Here is a 16,386-nt window from a genome sequence, read left to right on the forward strand (position 1 = left end):
TTGCTCAGTGGCTGAGGGAGGTCTCCGGCCACCTGGTGCGGGCCTGTTCGGGGGAGCGCATGAGGGCCAGGGTCGGGAGGCCCTGGGTGTGGCCGGTGGCGAGGAGCTCCGGGAGTTGGGGGAGCGGGGCCACGGCGGCGACGTCGTCGAGGACGAGTGTCAGTGGTGGGTCGAGCCGACCGTCGGATGACCGTGCGGCCATGCGGCGGCCGTGCTCGACCACGCTTGCGGCGAGCGCCGTCAGGAGCGGCATCGCGCCGGGGTGGGTGCGGGGATCCTCGATCGGTTCCCCCACCACGTAGAGGGTGCCCCCTTCGGGGAGGAAAGATGCCAGCGCCAGCGAATCCGTTCGATTCGGGGTGCAGGCCTCCCTGATGTGGATCGAGGAGAGCGACGCCAGCGCACGGGCTGTCAGTTCCTGTGCCAGGCGGCGGCTTTCGGGGTGGGCCGTCAGCGCCGATTCCAGCAGTCCCGCGTGGCCCGAGGCCGCTTTCGGGTGGCTGCGGAGGATCCGTACCGGCTCGTGGGCGCCGGCGCCCTGCGCCCAGCGGTGGACCTGACGGAACGGGCGCCCGTCCACGGCCGCGGCGTGCAGCCAGCAGCGCAGGAGCGTTTCCGCAGTGTCGGCGGTGGCCGCGTCCAGGCGGGAGTGGGGGCGTACGGGGGCCAGCAGGGCGACCGCCCGCTCCGTGGCCACGGCCGGGTCCTCGCAGTGCTCGGCCGGCGACCAGTGGAGCCGCGCGGGGGTGTCGCACAGGTGGCCGGGGTCGTGGACGAGGACCTGGCCGAGCTTGCCGCGCGCGTCCTTGGTCGCGGACCAGATCGCCGGGTCGGAGGTGACGACCAGGACCGGGCCCTCGGCGTCCTGGACGGCCTGCACGGCTGCGGGGCGGCGGGCGTCCGGGGGGCCGTAGAACGTGCGGAGGGTCCCCGTGGGGGCCGGGGTCGGGGTCGGGAGCGGTGGGACCGAGGCCGTTGCCGGGATCGGGGCGGTCGGCGGCTCCGGTGCCTGCTGCAGTGCCTGTTCCGGTTGTGGTGCCGGTTGCGGTGCTTGCTGGGGTGCTTGCTCCGTGGTGGGGCGGCGGGGAGCCGGCGGAGCACCCTTCCGTATGGGTTCCTCGCGTACGGGCTCCTCGTGGGCGGGCTCCTCCCGTACCGGCTCACGGACCGGCCCGTACGTCCCCGCCTGCCCGTACGTCCCCGCCTTCCTGCTCGCCCGTACCGCTCGCCAGCGGGCCAGGGTGCCCAGGGCGAACACCGCGAGCACGAGGAGGATCATCGCCTCGCCGATCAGCAGGCCCCAGAAGAGGCCGTACCCCGACAGCTGGCCCGGCGGGGTCGTCGGCCAGGCCGCCGCGAGGTCCGTCGGGGCCGTCGCCAGGGAGCGCAGGGCCGCGGGCGTGCCCGTGTAGGCGACGTCCTGCGGCCAGGCGCCGTGGGAGAAGAGGCCGGCCAGGCCGGTCGCCGTCCACACCAGGACCGTGAAACAGAGGAGGAGGCCGAACAGGCTGAGGAGCAGCCCGTCGGAGACGCCTCCTCCCCCCTTCCGTGTGCCGTCCATCTATGCCACCGTCGACTGCGAAGTGCCGTTCATCTGCTGCTCGATGAGGATCGCGCGCTGCTCCGTCTCCCATTCGAGTTCCGGGTCGGCGACCGAGGACTCGGTCATCGCGCGGTCGGTGTAGACGAGGGGGCGTTCTCGCTCGGTGATGAGGTGTTTGACCACCTGCACGTTGCCGTTGACGTCCCAGACCGCGATGCCGGGGGTGAGGGTCGGGATGATCTCGACCGCCCAGCGGGGCAGTCCGAGGACCCGGCCGGTGCTGCGTGCCTCGTCGGCCTTCTGGGCGTAGATGGTCCTGGTGGAGGCCATCTTGAGGATCGCCGCGGCTTCCTTGGCCGCCGCTCCGTCGACGACGTCGGAGAGGTGGTGGACGACGGCGACGAAGGACAGACCGAGGCGGCGGCCGAACTTGAGCAGCCGCTGGAACAGCTGCGCCACGAACGGGCTGTTGATGATGTGCCAGGCCTCCTCGACGAGGAAGATGCGCTTCTTCCGGTCGGGGCGGATCCAGGTGTGCTCCAGCCAGACGCCGACGATCGCCATGAGGATCGGCATGGCGATGGAGTTGCGGTCGATGTGGGAGAGGTCGAAGACGATCAGGGGCGCGTCGAGGTCGATGCCGACGGTCGTCGGCCCGTCGAACATGCCCCGCAGGTCACCGTCGACCAGCCGGTCCAGGACGAGGGCGACGTCCAGGCCCCAGGCCCGTACATCGTCTATGTCGACGTTCATCGCCTCGGCCGATTCCGCCTCGGGGTGGCGGAGCCGCTCCACGATGTCGGTGAGGATCGGCTGGCGGTGGGTGGTGTGCTCGGTGACATAGGCATGGGCGACCTTGAGCGCGAAGCCGGAGCGCTCGTCGAGGCCGTGGCCCATCGCCACCTCGATGATCGTCCGGAGCAGGGCGAGCTGCCCGGTCGTGGTGATCGACGGGTCGAGCGGGTTGAGGCGGATCCCGGAGTCGTTGGCGACCATCGGGTCCAGGCGGATGGGGGTTATCCCCAGCTCCTGGGCGATGAGGTTCCATTCGCCGACGCCGTCCTCGCCCTGGGCGTCGAGGACGACGACCTGCCGGTCGCGGAAGCGGAGCTGGCGGAGCACGTACGTCTTCTCCAGGGCCGACTTGCCGTTGCCGGACTCGCCGAGGACCAGCCAGTGGGGGGCGGGGAGCTGCTGCCCGTACAGCTGGAAGGGGTCGTAGATGTAGCCCTTGCCGCTGTAGACCTCGCGGCCGATGATCACGCCGGAGTCGCCGAGTCCGGGGGCGGCGGTCGGCAGGTAGACGGCCTGGGCCTGCCCGGTGGAGGTGCGGACGGGCAGCCGGGTCGTCTCCACCTTCCCGAAGACGAAGGCGGTGAAGGCGTCGGTGAGGACGGACAGCGGATCTCGCATGGGTCTGTGCCCCTTCGGCCCTAGCGGCGGATGCCGGTCGCGAACGGCAAGGTGTTCACAAAGGCCCGGTGGTGCTCGCGGTCGCACCACTCCAGCTTCAGATACGACTTGCCGGCGGAGGCCCTGATCGTGCGCTTGTCCCGGGCCAGGGCCTCGGGCGAACGCGACGACACCGTGATGTACCCGACGAGGTTCACTCCGGCCGCGCCACTGGCGAGATCTTCACCCCGCTGGTCGAGCCGGCCGTGGGCGGCGATGTCGCGCGGGTCGACCGTGCGGTTCATCTTGGCGGCGCGGCTGGCGTCGGCCTCGTCGTTGGTCTTCTCGGTGAGCATCCGCTCGATGGCGACCTCGGTGGGCTCCAGGTCCATGGTCACGGCGACCGTACGGATCACGTCCGGGGTGTGGACGAGCAGCGGGGCGAGGAAGTTGACGCCGACCGGGGTCATCGGCCACTCCTTCACCCAGGCGGTGGCGTGGCACCAGGGCGCGCGCGTGGAGGACTCGCGGGTCTTGGCCTGGAGGTACGTCGGTTCCATCGCGTCCAGTTCGGCGGGCCAAGCGTTTCGTTTCGTCATGGCCTGGATGTGGTCGATGGGGTGGTCCGGGTCGTACATGGAGTGCACGAGGGAGGCGAGCCGGGACTGGCCCAGGGGCTGGCGGACGCGGATGTCGGCCTCGGCGAGGCGGGCGCAGATGTCGGTGAGCTCGCGGGCCATGACGACGGCGAGGCCGGCGTCGCGGTCGAGCTTGCGGGCGCCGGAGGCGTGCCGGGCGGCGCGGGCCATGGCATTGGCCTCGGCGGCGAGTTCGCGCGTGTAGTGCATGCAGGCGACGAGGTAGGCGCGGTGCTGCTCGCTGGAGGTGGAGACCATCGACTGGAGCTGTTCGTACGACTCCATGAGCCACGCGGGCGCGTGCGGGTCGCCGCGCTGGCCGACGTCCTTGGCGTGCGCGTCGGGGTCGGCGGGGAGGGTGCGGGCCAGCATCTGAAGGCGGGTCACGAACCCGTCGCCGTTGGCGACATGCTTCAGGAGGGTGCCGAAGCGGTCGACCAGGGCCTCCTGGTCCTCGCTGTCGCGCAGGCCGACGCCGGGGCCCTCGATCTCGATGGCGGCGGTGACCGTACGGCGGTCGGCGTGCAGGAGGACGGCGATCTCGTCGGGGCCGAAGGGGGCGGCGAGCCAGCCGACGCGGCCGATGCCGGGCGGCGGGCCGACCTCGACCTCGCGGCCGTCGATACGGGTGCCGGCCTCGGTGACGACGGAACGGTAGGCCGTGCCGCGCTTGAGCATCCGCTTGAAGCTGCGGTTGATCTCGAACCACTTGTAGAACGTGCGGTGCTTGTACGGGAGGTACACGGCGGCGATCGCGAGCATGGGGAGGCCGGCGAGGAGGGCGATCCGCAGGGGGAGGAGGGGGACGAGGAGTCCGCTCATCATGCCGAGGAAGGCGCCGACGATGATCAGGGCGATCTCGCCGGTCTCGCGGTTCTTGCCGACGATCGCGTTCGGCCGGGCCCGGCCCACGAGATACGTACGGCGGGGCGCGACCGGCTGGGACTGGGTCGTCAACGCCCTGCACCTCCAGAGTTCTTGCGGTTGCTGTGCGGGGTTCCCGCGGTGGGGCTGCTGCTACGGGGCGGAGGCGGGGGAGTCGCGCCGCCGCCGCTTCCGCCGCGACTGCTGTGGGCGGCCATGCCGCCGGACATCGGGTTGGCGGGGCGGGCGGGCTGGGAGGCCTGGCCGCCGCCGTCGCCGCGGGAGCTGTGGGTCTTGATGCCCTGGGAGACGAGGGAGGCGGGAGAGGAGATGACGGCCGCGGCCGCGTTCTCGCCGGCGCGGTGGAGGCGGTTGTTGCGGGAGGCGGCGATCTCGTCGCCGAAGCCGGGGACGAAGCGGTAGATCATCGCGGAGGCGAAGATCGCGAGCAGGATGATCGCGAGGCCGGACACGACGGCGGAGAACGAGTCGGGGCCGGTGCCGGAGGAGAGCGCGCCGGCCAGGCCGAGGACGATCACGATGACCGGCTTGACCAGGATGATCGCGATCATGATGCCGGCCCAGCGGCGGACGTGGCCCCACATGTTCTTGTCGACGAGGCCGGAGTAGACGACGACGCCGAGGAGAGCGCCGACGTACAGCATGACGGCGCGGAGGAACAGCTCCAGGTACAGCACACCGGCGGCGAGGACGGTCACCAGCGACACGATGATCAGCATGATGGGGCCGCCACCGATGCTGTCGCCCTTCTCGAGGGCCTGCTTGAAGCTGCCGAAGAAGACGTCGGTCTGCTGGCCGGTGCCGGAGGCGATGACCTCGGTGACGGCGTCGGTGGCGTTGACGACGGTGTAGAGGATCAGCGGCGTGAAGGCGGAGGCGAGGACCGTCAGCCAGAGGAAGCCGATGGCCTCGGAGAGCGCGGTGGTGAGCGGGACGCCGCGGATGGCGCGCTTGGCGACGGCGAGGAGCCAGAGGAGGAGGGTGAGGACGGTGGAGGCGGCGAAGACGATCGCGTACCGGCCGAGGAACTCCGTGTTGGTGAAGTCGACGTCGGCGGTCTCTTTGACGGCCTTGGAGAGGTAGTCGATGGTCGCGATGGCGGCGTCGGCGCAGCCGCGGGCGAGGGAGGAGAGGGGGTCGACCGCGGAGGTGGGGTCGGTGACGGGTGCGCCGCCGCCGCCGGTCTGGCCCTGCTCGCACAGTTCTCGGGCCTGTCCGACGATGAGGCCGCAGTCGTTGGCCGAGGCGCTCGGGGACGGGGTGGGCGCCGTCGGCGTCGGGGTGGGCGCGGCCTGGGCGGTCGAGAGGGACAGGAAGGGCGCGGCGAGGAAGGCGGCGGTGAGCGTGGCCGACGCGCGGCCCGCCAGGCTGCGGCTAGCGGGCATAGGTGAAGCCTCCGTATCCCTCGACGGCCTCGGCGATCTCGTCGGCGACGGAGGCGCGGTTGTCTCCGTTGACCGGGGTCGGGCCCTCGGTCTGGGTGGACGAGGTGATCCGCCAGTCGCCGCCGACCCAGGTGAGCTTCTGGGTGAGGGTGAACCAGGTGGACGTGACGGGCTTGGTCGAGCCCGCGCCGGCCAGGCCGACCAGGCCGGTGCACCAGACGTCGACCGTCGCGGAGGTGTCCGTGTAGTCGCGGACCTTGGCGCCGACCGGGACGGTGCGGGAGACGAAGGTCAGGCCGGAGGGCGCGCTGCCGTTCGCGTCGAGCCCGATGCTGGTCAGGAAGTCGGCGGAGTAGGAGGCGTCCAGCCGCTTCAGCAGGTCGTCGGCGATGGCGGGGTCGTGGGTGGCGCGCACGAGGTCCTCGCGGGGGCCGTCCTGGAACATGCCGACCGAGCCCAGCGCCACCGCGTAGTTGGTGGCCGCGCTCTGGGCGCCCTGGTCGTCGTGGGCGTAGCCCGTGGGGATTCGGCCGTTCTTGCCGGTGACCGGGCGGACGCCCGTCGCCGCTGTGGGGGCCGCCTTGCCGGAGGTGTCGGAGGGGGGGCCGGCCGCGTCCGCCGGGTCGCCGCCGCCGCGGTTGGCGAAGGCGATGGCCGCGACGAGGAGGACCACCACGCCGACGACCGTGATGAGGGAGCGGGAGCTGCGGACGGGGCGGCGGGCGCCGCCGTACACGTCACCGCTGTTGCCCTCGGGCAGGCGGGTCCGGGTCTGGCCCGAGCCGCCCACGCCGCCGAAGCTGTCGTGCTCGTCACCGGGACTCATGCCGGGTACGCCCCCTCACTGGTTCGCGGTACGGGCAGTGCTGCAACATGACTGGTCTGGCTGGGCATCAGGGAACGCATTCTCAGGAGGGCGGAGTCCGACGGGGAGTCAGACGGCCATCCCGTACACGATGGTGAACAGCGTCCCCAGGGATCCGATGATGAAGACGCCGGTCAGGCCGGCCACGATCAGACCCTTGCCCTGCTCCGCGCTGAACGTGTCGCGGAGGGCGGTCGCGCCGATGCGCTGTTTGGCCGCTCCCCAGATGGCGATGCCGAGGCAGAGCAGGATGGCCACGGCCATCACGACCTCGATCATCACCTTGGCCTCGTTGCCCAGGCTCCCGAAAGGCCCCCAGTTCGGGGCGATTCCACCGATGATGGTGGTGATGTCGCCCTTTTCGGCCGCCAGGTACATGTAACTCACCGCCCCTGTATGGATAGTTGGTCACCCCTGCCGGACGGCATGGGTCATCGCCCTATCTTCCCTGATGAAACCGTCCGCGTGTGACGGCTTGACAGCTCTCTTTACCCGATCCCCGCACATCTGACCGACTTGACCGTCTTGACCTGCGGTGGTGTGGCCGGTTTCTATGCAAAGAAGCGTATGGTCACTCTGTGTATCACGGAGAGTGACTCCGGGCAATGATTGTCGTTGTTGCACTCTTGGGGCGGTGTCGGCGGCTGGTGCGCGGGGGTGTCGCACAATCGACCCCTCCGGGACCCTCACCGCCTAGACTCGGTCCCCGGGGCGTACTGCCATGAGCCGAGGGGTGGTTGACGGTGCGTAGGGCCGGCAAGGCGTGGCTGGTGGCCGGCGGGGCCTTCGGGGTCTGTCTGAGCTTCGTCGCACTGCTCGTCATCGGTACGTACTCGGCGGCGGCGGGTCTCGCGGGCGGTGCGGGCGGTGTCACGAACGGCAGCGTCGCGCTTGCCAAGGGTGCGGTTCCCGCGCTCTACCAGGGCCTGGTGCAGCGGTGGGGGAACCTCTGCCCCGCCATCAACCCGGCGCTGCTCGCCGCCCAGCTCTACCAGGAGAGCGGCTGGAACCCGCAGGCCGTCTCCTCGGCCGACGCCCGGGGCATCGCCCAGTTCATCCCCGGCACCTGGGCCGGTCACGGTGTGGACGGTGACGGGGACGGCGACCGGGACATCTGGGACCCCAAGGACGCGATCCCGTCGGCGGCCTCGTACGACTGCGAGCTCGCCGGCTATGTGAAGAACGTGCCCGGGGACCCGGCGAGCAACATGCTGGCCGCGTACAACGCGGGCGCGTACCGGGTGATCAAGCACGGTGGCGTGCCGCCCATCAGCGAGACCCAGAACTACGTGCGCATCATCAAGTCCCTGGAGAAGAGCTTCGCCCGGCCGACGGGCCGCGTCGACCCCTCCCGGCAGGCGGCCACCGCGATCCACTACGCGCAGCAGAAGCTCGGCACCCCGTACCTCTGGGGCGGTACGGGCACGGCAGCGCAGAATGGCCGGTTCGACTGCTCCGGGCTGACCCAGGCCGCGTACGAGAGTGTCGACATCCGGCTGCCGCGGGTGGCCAACGACCAGTACAACGCCGGGCCGCACCCCTCGCGCGAGGAACTGCTCCCGGGGGACCTGGTCTTCTTCTCCGACGACCTGACCAACTCCCGGGCCATCCGGCACGTCGGCATCTATGTCGGCGGCGGGTACATGATCGACGCGCCGCGCACCGGGGCGGTGATCCGTTTCGACCGGATCGACACCCCGGACTACTTCGGCGCGACGCGGGTCACCGCGGAGGGGGCGGCGGCGCTGCCGACCCATCTGCCGCAGGCGTGACGGCAGAAGACGGACCGTCGGGTCGACGGGGGCTGTCCGGCCGTATCGGACATGGCCGGAACTCTCCGTCATGCACAGGCCCTGAGCTGCGGTGAACCGTCACTCTTCGATAACGTCATCATGATCCATCGGAGAGATCGGAACGTGCGCCTCAGCCGGTTCGTTCCCTGATCCGACCGCTCTGACCACGGGGGTTGGAAAACACAGACACGAGAGCAAGGGGCCTCAGCAGATGGCTGGACTCGCATCGGACGGTTCGAACCCCGATGTCAGCCTGCTCTACGACATCAACGGGCTGGCCAAGGCGGCTCCGCCGTGGTTCGACCGCGTCATGGAGTTCGTCGGCGAGTACGGGATCATGCTCGCGATGGCCCTCGTCGTGCTCTGGTGCTGGTGGAGCGTCCGCCGCCGGGGCACCCTCGCGGACTCCGTCTCGGCCGTCGCCGGACTCGTCTGGGCCCCGCTGGCCGCCGGAATCGCCCTCCTGGTGAACATCCCCATCCGCGGCTTCGTCGAGCGTCCCCGGCCCTTCAAGGACCATCAGGGGCTCGACGTCCTCATCGACGGGAAGACCGACTTCTCCTTCGTCAGCGATCACGCCACCCTGGCGATGGCGCTCGGCGTCGGCGTCTTCGTCGCCCACCGCAGGTTCGGGCTCGCCGCCATCGGCCTCGCCCTCGCCGAGGGCTTCGCCCGGGTCTACATGGGCGTCCACTACCCGACCGACGTGATCGGCGGTTTCGCCCTCGGTACGGCGGTGGCGCTGCTCCTCGCCCCGCTCGCCCTCGCGCTGCTGACCCCGGTGATCTCCGCCGTCGCCCGCTCGGGCCGCGGCGCCCGGCTGGTCCGCTCCCGCCGGGTCGAGGCGCCGCGGCACCCGGAGGCGATCGACATCCCCGAGCCCCGCGTCGGCGGCCCGGCGGCCGGCACCGGCCGCAACGACCTCGCGGCCTAGGCCGGACGCGCGACCCGGTCCGGGGCCGGACCAGGACCGCCGCGCGGAGGCGGCCTAGGCCTCCGTGCCCTCGGCGGTACGGATGTGGTCCGCCGCGTCCGTACGGGCGCGGTCGCGGGATCTTCGGGCCGGTCCCGTCCAGCCGCAGCTGCAGCGTGCCAGCGCGAACGAGCCGCGCTCCGACATCGTCGTGGTGTGAGGGGAGGACTGCGCGTGCACCTCACCACCGTACTGCGCGTGACGGCACGCCCCGACCGTCGTTATGCGGATCGGGTGTCCCCAGGGCCCGCGCGGCCCGGGGAAGGGCGGGTCCCGGGCAAACAGCGGTGAGGCGTTGGGGGTTGGGCAGACGATGGTGGTGCAGCTGCGGTACGGGCGTCCGGGCGCTCGCGGGAGCGGGGCGTTCGCCGTCACCGCCGTCCTGGTCGGCTCCCTCGTCGGGACCGCGGCGGTCACGGGGTGCGGCGCCCCGGAGGACCCGAAGCCGACCGTCGATCCGGCCCTCGCCGTACGGAACGCCGCCGACGCGCTGACGAAGGCCGGCACTTCCAAGGCGAGCACCTCCATGGAGATGGCCGCCGGCGGGACCCGGGTCACCATCCGGGGCGAGGGCGGCTACGACTTCCGGCGCCGCACCGGCCGGCTCCAGGTGGTGCTGCCGAAGGACGCGGCCGGGACCAGCGAGCACCGGCCGATCACCGAGCTCCTCACCCCCGGCGCCCTCTACATGAAGAACCGGGGGGCCGGGGTGCCCGCCGACAAGTGGGTCCGGGTCGACACCACCACCCTCGACGACGGGAACCTCGTCACGGGCGGGGCCACCGACCCGGCCGCCGCGGCGGAACTGCTGCGGGGCGCCCGGCAGGTCACGTACCTCGGCGAGGTCGATCTGGCAGGGGTGAAAGTCAGCCACTACCGGGGGGTCGCGGACATCGCGCACGCCGCCCGGGTCGCCTCGCCGCAGCTCCGGGGCGCGCTCGCCGCGGCGGCGAAAGGGTTCGCCAAGGACACCGTGCCCTTCGACGCGTATCTCGACGGGGAGGGGCGGCTGCGGAAGGTGCGCCACCAGTTCAGCTTCAGCAACCAGGGCCGTACGGTCGCGGTCGCGTCGACGACCCTGCTCTACGGCTTCGGGGTCCCCGTCGAGGTGACGCTGCCGGACCGCCGGGACATCTACGCCGGGAAGATCAAGGCCTGAACGGCCTGACCTGGCCCGGTGCTGGCGTGGACCATCGGCAAATGGTCCGGACGTGTCATGCGCGGTGCGTGTCGCCGTCCCTACGCTGGGAGACCGCTGGGAGACCGACGCCGGCAGGAAGAGGTGGATGCGCGTGGCCCCGCCCGGTACAGCAACCGTGCCCGCAGACCCGGACTGCGTCGCCCTCGCCGAGATCGAACTGTGCGGCGAGCTGATCATCGCCGCATCGGCCACGGAGGGGGAGCGGCTCAGCGCCGACCGGATCGACGAGGTGCTGAGGGTGGCGGCGGAGCGGGCCGTGGAGGACCTCTGACGGAACGGCCCGGCTCAGCACCACGTACGGGAGGAACGGAGGGAAGGCCTCAGGTGCGCATCATGCGGGCGATGGCCTTCGTGGCCTCCTCGACCTTCGCGTCGATGCCCTCGCCGCCCTTGGCCGCCGCGTCCGCGACGCAGTGCCGCAGGTGCTCCTCCAGGAGCTGGAGCGCGAAGGACTGGAGCGCCTTCGTCGAGGCGGAGACCTGCGTGAGTATGTCGATGCAGTAGACGTCCTCGTCGACCATCCGCTGGAGACCGCGGATCTGGCCCTCGATCCGACGGAGTCGCTTGAGGTGCTCGTCCTTCTGCTTGTGGTAGCCGTGCACGCCGTGCTCGTGGTCGGCCGGCCCGACGGCCTCGACGGCCTCGGGGGTGACCTGGTCGGCCTCGGTGGTCGTCATGGCGTCCTCCCGTTGTCCATTAAGGGGGTGTATACCCCTCGTGGGTATATGGTACCGATCCCCGCCGATCCGGACGGGGGCCCGTGCTGTTCACTGTGCCTGATGGGCGACACTGAGAGACGCCGGTTAGCCGTGGCCGGATGATGCGCCTAGCATCAGCCTGACCGAAACCCAGCACCCCGAGGACCTCACGTGCGATTTCGTCTGACCCCCAGGGAGACGAGCTTCTACGACATGTTCGCCGCGTCCGCGGACAACATCGTCACGGGCTCGAAACTCCTGATGGAACTGCTCGGAGCGGAACCTTCCGCCCGGGCCGAGATCGCGGAGCGGATGCGGGCAGCGGAGCACGCCGGCGACGACGCGACCCATGCGATCTTCCACCAGCTGAACTCCTCCTTCATCACGCCGTTCGACCGTGAGGACATCTACAACCTCGCGTCGTCCCTCGACGACATCATGGACTTCATGGAAGAGGCCGTCGACCTGGTCGTCCTCTACAACGTCGAGGAACTCCCCAAGGGTGTCGAGCAGCAGATCGAGGTCCTCGCGCGGGCGGCGGAGCTGACCGCCGAGGCGATGCCGAACCTGCGGACGATGGCCAACCTCACCGAGTACTGGATCGAGGTCAACCGGCTGGAGAACCAGGCGGACCAGATCCATCGCAAGCTGCTCGCGACGCTCTTCAACGGCAAGTACGACGCCATCGAGGTGCTCAAGCTCAAGCAGATCGTCGACGTGCTGGAAGAGGCGGCCGACGCGTTCGAGCACGTTGCCAACACGGTGGAGACCATCGCGGTCAAGGAGTCCTGAGGCTTCGTGGACACCTTTGCTCTGATCGTGACCATCGGTGTCGCGCTCGGCTTCACGTATACGAACGGCTTTCACGACTCCGCCAACGCCATCGCCACCTCGGTGTCGACGCGGGCGTTGACCCCTCGGGCGGCCCTGGCCATGGCCGCCGTCATGAACCTCGCCGGTGCCTTCATGGGCAGCGGGGTCGCCAAGACCGTCAGTGAGGGGATCATCGAGACCCCGACCGGCGACAAGGGGATGGGCATCCTCTTCGCCGCGCTGGTCGGCGCGATCATCTGGAACCTGGTCACCTGGTACTTCGGTCTGCCGTCCTCCTCCTCGCACGCGCTGTTCGGCGGCATGGTGGGCGCGGCGCTCGCCGGTGGCACCGAGGTCATCTGGAGCGGGGTGCTCGACAAGGTCGTCATCCCGATGTTCGTCTCGCCGGTGGTCGGCCTCGTGGTCGGCTACCTGGTGATGTGCGCGATCATGTGGATGTTCCGCAAGGCCAACCCGCACAAGGCCAAGCGCGGTTTCCGTATCGCGCAGACGGTGTCGGCGGCCGGCATGGCGCTCGGCCACGGTCTGCAGGACGCCCAGAAGACGATGGGCATCGTGGTGATGGCCCTCGTCATCGCCGATGTGCAGCAGTCCGGCGACGACATCCCGGTGTGGGTGAAGATCGCCTGTGCCGTGATGCTCTCGCTGGGTACGTACGCGGGTGGCTGGCGCATCATGCGCACCCTCGGCCGGAAGATCATCGAGCTGGACCCGCCGCAGGGGTTCGCGGCGGAGACCACGGGTGCGTCGATCATGTTCGGCTCCGCGTTCCTCTTCCACGCGCCGATCTCGACGACTCACGTCATCACCTCCGCGATCATGGGTGTGGGCGCGACGAAGCGGGTCAACGCGGTGCGGTGGGGTGTCGCCAAGAACATCATCCTGGGGTGGTTCATCACCATGCCGGCCGCGGCGCTGGTCGCTGCCGGCAGCTATTACGTGGTGCAGCTCTTCTTCGGCTGACGCGCGGTGCCCCGCTGGTCTGCTGGGGGTCCGGGGGTCGTCCCCCGGGGGGATGCAGCGTGGTGCAGCTCTTCTTCGGCTGACGAGCTCTTCTTCGGCTGAGGCCGACTCGTGGCTTGAAATGGTCGGGCCCGGCTCCCCTGTGGGGGAGCCGGGCCCTTCGTCGTACGGTGGCACCGCCATGCAGCACCGCAGACGTGCGTGCCCCGCACGTGGTGACCCTGGGCCGGGGGCGTTGTCGCTGCCCCGGTGGTGGGTACACACGTGCTGGACGTCTTATCCGAAGCGGCCGGAGATGTAGTCCTCGGTCGCCTGGACGCTCGGGTTGGAGAAGATGCGCTCGGTGTCGTCCAGCTCGATCAGCTTGCCGGGCTGGCCGACGGCCGCCAGGTTGAAGAAGGCCGTACGGTCCGAGACACGGGCGGCCTGCTGCATGTTGTGCGTCACGATGACGATCGTGAAGCGCTCCTTCAGCTCGCCGATGAGGTCCTCGATCGCCAGGGTCGAGATCGGGTCGAGGGCCGAGCAGGGCTCGTCCATCAGCAGGACGTCGGGCTCGACCGCGATGGCGCGGGCGATGCACAGACGCTGCTGCTGACCGCCGGAGAGGCCGGAGCCCGGCTTGTTCAGGCGGTCCTTGACCTCGTTCCAGAGGTTGGCGCCCTTGAGGGACTTCTCGACGATCTCGTTGAGCTGGGACTTCCTGTACGAGCCGTTCAGCCGCAGGCCCGCCGCCACGTTGTCGAAGATCGACATGGTGGGGAAGGGGTTGGGGCGCTGGAAGACCATGCCGACCGTACGGCGCACGGCGACCGGGTCGACGTGGGTTCCGTACAGGTTCTCGTCGTCCAGCATCACCTTGCCCTCGACGCGGCCGCCGGGGGTGACCTCGTGCATCCGGTTCAGGGTGCGCAGGAAGGTGGACTTGCCGCAGCCGGAGGGGCCGATGAAGGCCGTCACGGAGCGGGGCTCGACGGTCATGGAGATGTCGTCGATCGCCTTGTGGGCGCCGTAGTAGGCGGAGAGGCCGCTGACGTCGATTCGCTTGGCCATATCAATTCACTTCCAGGGTGACCGCGTCAGCGGCCGGTCTTGGGGGCCTTCCAGCGGGCGATGCCGCGGGCCACCATGTTGAGGATCATGACGAAGGCGATCAGGACGAGCGCGGCGGCCCAGGCACGGGACACGGCGGCGTCGGTGCCGACCGCGTACTGCTCATACACGTACAGCGGCAGCGAGGACTGAGCGCCTTCGAAGGGGTTCGGGTTGATGAGCTTCGTACCGAACACGAGGAGCAGGACCGGGGCCGTCTCACCGGTGATACGGGCGACCGCGAGCATGACGCCCGTGGTGATGCCGCCGATCGCGGTGGGCAGGACCACCTTCAGGATCGTGCGCCACTTCGGGATGCCCAGCGCGAGGGAGGCCTCGCGGAGCTCGTTGGGGACGAGCTTGAGCATCTCCTCGGTGGAGCGGACCACGACCGGCATCATCAGGATCGCGAGGGCCATCGCGCCGGCGAATCCGGAGGGCCCGAAGCCCAGCATCAGATTCCAGGTGGCGAGGATGAAGAGGCCCGCGACGATCGACGGGATGCCCGTCATGACGTCGACGAAGAAGGTGACGGCCTGGGCGAGCTTCCCGCCGCCGTACTCCACCAGGTAGACCGCGGTCAGCAGGCCGATCGGCGCGGCGATCAGGGTCGCGATGAGGACCTGCTCGATGGTGCCGAGCAGTGCGTGGTAGACGCCACCGCCGGCTTCGGCGTCCAGGACACCGTTCATCGAGTGGGTGAGGAAGTACGGGTCGAGGACCTCGATGCCCTTGCTGATCGTGACCCAGGCCAGCGAGAGCAGCGGGATCACGGCCAGGATGAAGCAGACCCACACGAGGCTGGTCGCGACGCGGTCCTTGGCCTGGCGGCGGCCTTCCACCTTCGAGGTGATCAGGTAGGTGGCCAGGACGAAGAAGAGCGCGGAGAGCAGGCCCCACTGGATGCGGCTGTGCCAGCCGGCGACGAGACCGAGGCCGCAGCCGGCGGCGATCGAGCCGACGGCGATGGCGAACGGGGTCCAGCGGGGGAGCCGGGCGTGCTTGAGCGGATCGTGCTTGACCCGGGACTTCACGGGGGGGCGATCCTGTATGGCGTGGCTCATGCGTTGGCCCCCGAGTACTCCTTGCGGCGGCCGATGATCCAGCGAGCAGCGCCGTTGACCAGCAGGGTGATGACGAAGAGGACGAGACCGGAGGCGATCAGCGCGTCCCGGCCGTACTCGTTGGCCTCGTTGAACTTCGCGGCGATGTTCTGGGCGAACGTGCCGCCGCCCGGGTCCAGCAGGTGACCGGAGATGAGGAAGCTGGGGGAGAGCACGACGGCGACGGCCATGGTCTCGCCGAGCGCGCGGCCCAGGCCCAGCATCGAGGCGGAGATGATGCCCGAGCGGCCGAAGGGGAGGACCGACATGCGGATGACCTCCCAGCGCGTGGCGCCGAGGGCGAGGGCTGCCTCTTCGTGCATCTTCGGGACCTGGAGGAAGACCTCACGGGTCACGTTGGTGATGATCGGCAGGATCATGATCGCCAGCAGGATGCCGACGGTGAAGAGCGAGCGGGCGGGGCCCTCGTTGGCCTTGTCGAAGATGTACGTCCAGCCCATGTACTCGTCGAGCCAGAGGTTCAGGCCGTCCAGGTACGGCACGAGGAAGATCGCGCCCCAGAGGCCGTAGATGATGCTGGGCACGGCGGCGAGCAGGTCGACCACGTACGCGAGCGGCTTGGCCAGCTTGCGCGGGGCGTAGTGCGAGATGAAGAGCGCGATGCCGATCGCGACGGGCACGGCGATGGCCATCGCGATGACCGAGGAGACGACCGTGCCGAAGGCGAGGACGGCGATGCCGAAGACCGGCGGGCTGCCCGCCGGGTTCCACTCGAAGGTGGTGAAGAAGTTGGCGCTGTCGTCCGAGATCGCGAGGACGGCGCGGTAGGTGAGGAAGCCGGCGATCGCGGCCATGATCACGAGGAGGGTGATGCCGGAACCTCGGGAGAGACCGCTGAAGATGCGGTCCCCGGGGCGGGAGGCGCGCTTGGCGCTCCGGCTCCCCTGTATGTCTGGTGTGGTGGTAGCCATCTGCTTCTCCGGTCTGCGGGGCCCCTACGGACGTACGGGCTCCTGGCGGCGGTGCACCGGATGCCGGGTCCGGCCCCCGAGCGGGGGGC

Annotated in this window: 17 protein-coding genes; 6 read left to right on the top strand and 11 right to left on the bottom strand. The window is 70.0% G+C overall.

Annotation, left to right across the window (positions count from 1 at the left end):
• Nucleotides 1-4: 4 nt before the first annotated feature.
• From OG462_RS23665 to OG462_RS23690, 6 genes are all read right to left on the bottom strand, one after another.
• Nucleotides 5-1,561, bottom strand: coding sequence for a type VI secretion protein (locus OG462_RS23665; RefSeq protein ID WP_406060468.1), 1,557 nt, complete (start codon nt 1,559-1,561; stop codon nt 5-7).
• Nucleotides 1,562-2,956, bottom strand: a complete 1,395-nt coding sequence (locus OG462_RS23670) for an ATP-binding protein (protein WP_406060470.1) — start codon at nt 2,954-2,956, stop codon at nt 1,562-1,564.
• Nucleotides 2,957-2,976: 20 nt separating this feature from the next.
• The gene (locus tag OG462_RS23675) at nt 2,977-4,530 is read right to left on the bottom strand and encodes an SCO6880 family protein (protein WP_406060472.1); all 1,554 of its coding nucleotides are present in this window, start codon (nt 4,528-4,530) and stop codon (nt 2,977-2,979) included.
• Nucleotides 4,527-5,843 (bottom strand): hypothetical protein, encoded by a 1,317-nt coding sequence (locus tag OG462_RS23680; RefSeq protein ID WP_406060474.1) that lies wholly within the window; start codon nt 5,841-5,843, stop codon nt 4,527-4,529. Before OG462_RS23680 ends, OG462_RS23675 begins: the two co-directional genes overlap by 4 nt.
• Nucleotides 5,833-6,669, bottom strand: a complete 837-nt coding sequence (locus OG462_RS23685) for a hypothetical protein (protein WP_406060475.1) — start codon at nt 6,667-6,669, stop codon at nt 5,833-5,835. Before OG462_RS23685 ends, OG462_RS23680 begins: the two co-directional genes overlap by 11 nt.
• Before the next feature lie 108 nt (nt 6,670-6,777).
• Entirely contained in the window at nt 6,778-7,086 is a 309-nt protein-coding gene (locus OG462_RS23690) for a hypothetical protein (protein WP_024757447.1), read from the bottom strand.
• A gap of 365 nt (nt 7,087-7,451) precedes the next feature.
• On the opposite strand from OG462_RS23690, the gene OG462_RS23695 reads away from it, so the two are divergent.
• Nucleotides 7,452-8,480, top strand: coding sequence for an NlpC/P60 family protein (locus OG462_RS23695; RefSeq protein WP_406066683.1), 1,029 nt, complete (start codon nt 7,452-7,454; stop codon nt 8,478-8,480).
• Between the two features lie 232 nt (nt 8,481-8,712).
• The gene (locus tag OG462_RS23700) at nt 8,713-9,435 is read left to right on the top strand and encodes a phosphatase PAP2 family protein (protein ID WP_406060477.1); all 723 of its coding nucleotides are present in this window, start codon (nt 8,713-8,715) and stop codon (nt 9,433-9,435) included.
• A gap of 54 nt (nt 9,436-9,489) precedes the next feature.
• On the opposite strand, the gene OG462_RS23705 is transcribed toward OG462_RS23700, so the two are convergent.
• Entirely contained in the window at nt 9,490-9,654 is a 165-nt protein-coding gene (locus tag OG462_RS23705; protein ID WP_406060479.1) for a hypothetical protein, read from the bottom strand.
• 133 nt (nt 9,655-9,787) lie between these two features.
• Between OG462_RS23705 and OG462_RS23710 the strand changes: the two genes are divergently transcribed.
• Together OG462_RS23710 and OG462_RS23715 are read left to right on the top strand one after the other, a co-directional pair.
• Nucleotides 9,788-10,633: a hypothetical protein gene (locus OG462_RS23710; RefSeq protein WP_406060480.1), complete on the top strand. Its 846-nt coding sequence runs from the start codon at nt 9,788-9,790 to the stop codon at nt 10,631-10,633.
• A 127-nt stretch (nt 10,634-10,760) separates the two neighbouring features.
• A complete protein-coding gene (locus OG462_RS23715) occupies nt 10,761-10,946 on the top strand; it encodes a hypothetical protein (RefSeq protein ID WP_406060481.1) in 186 nt (61 codons plus the stop codon).
• A gap of 49 nt (nt 10,947-10,995) precedes the next feature.
• Here OG462_RS23715 and OG462_RS23720 read toward each other — a convergent pair whose 3' ends face one another.
• Nucleotides 10,996-11,352, bottom strand: coding sequence for a metal-sensitive transcriptional regulator (locus tag OG462_RS23720; RefSeq protein ID WP_148003210.1), 357 nt, complete (start codon nt 11,350-11,352; stop codon nt 10,996-10,998).
• Between the two features lie 192 nt (nt 11,353-11,544).
• Here OG462_RS23720 and OG462_RS23725 point away from each other — a divergent pair, with 192 nt between their 5' ends.
• Nucleotides 11,545-12,165: a DUF47 domain-containing protein gene (locus tag OG462_RS23725; protein WP_015035093.1), complete on the top strand. Its 621-nt coding sequence runs from the start codon at nt 11,545-11,547 to the stop codon at nt 12,163-12,165.
• A 6-nt stretch (nt 12,166-12,171) separates the two neighbouring features.
• On the top strand, nt 12,172-13,170 hold the full coding sequence (locus OG462_RS23730) for an anion permease (protein ID WP_406060483.1): 999 nt from the start codon (nt 12,172-12,174) through the stop codon (nt 13,168-13,170).
• 276 nt (nt 13,171-13,446) lie between these two features.
• Here the strand turns inward: OG462_RS23730 and pstB are convergent, their stop codons facing one another.
• Genes pstB through pstC form a run of 3 tightly spaced genes read right to left on the bottom strand, consistent with a single transcriptional unit; the run spans nt 13,447 to nt 16,297 of the window.
• A complete protein-coding gene (gene pstB / locus OG462_RS23735) occupies nt 13,447-14,223 on the bottom strand; it encodes a phosphate ABC transporter ATP-binding protein PstB (protein ID WP_406060485.1) in 777 nt (258 codons plus the stop codon).
• Between the two features lie 26 nt (nt 14,224-14,249).
• On the bottom strand, nt 14,250-15,326 hold the full coding sequence (gene pstA / locus OG462_RS23740) for a phosphate ABC transporter permease PstA (RefSeq protein ID WP_406060487.1): 1,077 nt from the start codon (nt 15,324-15,326) through the stop codon (nt 14,250-14,252).
• On the bottom strand, nt 15,323-16,297 hold the full coding sequence (gene pstC, locus OG462_RS23745) for a phosphate ABC transporter permease subunit PstC (RefSeq protein ID WP_406060488.1): 975 nt from the start codon (nt 16,295-16,297) through the stop codon (nt 15,323-15,325). Before pstC ends, pstA begins: the two co-directional genes overlap by 4 nt.
• Nucleotides 16,298-16,386 lie beyond the last annotated feature (89 nt).

The organism is Streptomyces sp. NBC_01077 (assembly GCF_045162855.1).
GTDB lineage: Bacteria > Actinomycetota > Actinomycetes > Streptomycetales > Streptomycetaceae > Streptomyces.

Bases quoted from the DNA above. Each gene is read 5' to 3' on its own strand.
- OG462_RS23670 (WP_406060470.1), bottom strand. From the start codon at position 2,956: ATGCGAGATCCGCTGTCCGTCCTCACCGACGCCTTCACCGCCTTCGTC.
- pstA (WP_406060487.1), bottom strand. From the start codon at position 15,326: ATGAGCCACGCCATACAGGATCGCCCCCCCGTGAAGTCCCGGGTCAAG.
- pstB (WP_406060485.1), bottom strand. From the start codon at position 14,223: ATGGCCAAGCGAATCGACGTCAGCGGCCTCTCCGCCTACTACGGCGCC.
- OG462_RS23685 (WP_406060475.1), bottom strand. From the start codon at position 6,669: ATGAGTCCCGGTGACGAGCACGACAGCTTCGGCGGCGTGGGCGGCTCG.
- OG462_RS23665 (WP_406060468.1), bottom strand. From the start codon at position 1,561: ATGGACGGCACACGGAAGGGGGGAGGAGGCGTCTCCGACGGGCTGCTC.
- OG462_RS23715 (WP_406060481.1), top strand. From the start codon at position 10,761: ATGCGCGTGGCCCCGCCCGGTACAGCAACCGTGCCCGCAGACCCGGAC.
- OG462_RS23720 (WP_148003210.1), bottom strand. From the start codon at position 11,352: ATGACGACCACCGAGGCCGACCAGGTCACCCCCGAGGCCGTCGAGGCC.
- pstC (WP_406060488.1), bottom strand. From the start codon at position 16,297: ATGGCTACCACCACACCAGACATACAGGGGAGCCGGAGCGCCAAGCGC.
- OG462_RS23700 (WP_406060477.1), top strand. From the start codon at position 8,713: ATGGCTGGACTCGCATCGGACGGTTCGAACCCCGATGTCAGCCTGCTC.
- OG462_RS23680 (WP_406060474.1), bottom strand. From the start codon at position 5,843: ATGCCCGCTAGCCGCAGCCTGGCGGGCCGCGCGTCGGCCACGCTCACC.
- OG462_RS23710 (WP_406060480.1), top strand. From the start codon at position 9,788: ATGGTGGTGCAGCTGCGGTACGGGCGTCCGGGCGCTCGCGGGAGCGGG.
- OG462_RS23690 (WP_024757447.1), bottom strand. From the start codon at position 7,086: ATGTACCTGGCGGCCGAAAAGGGCGACATCACCACCATCATCGGTGGA.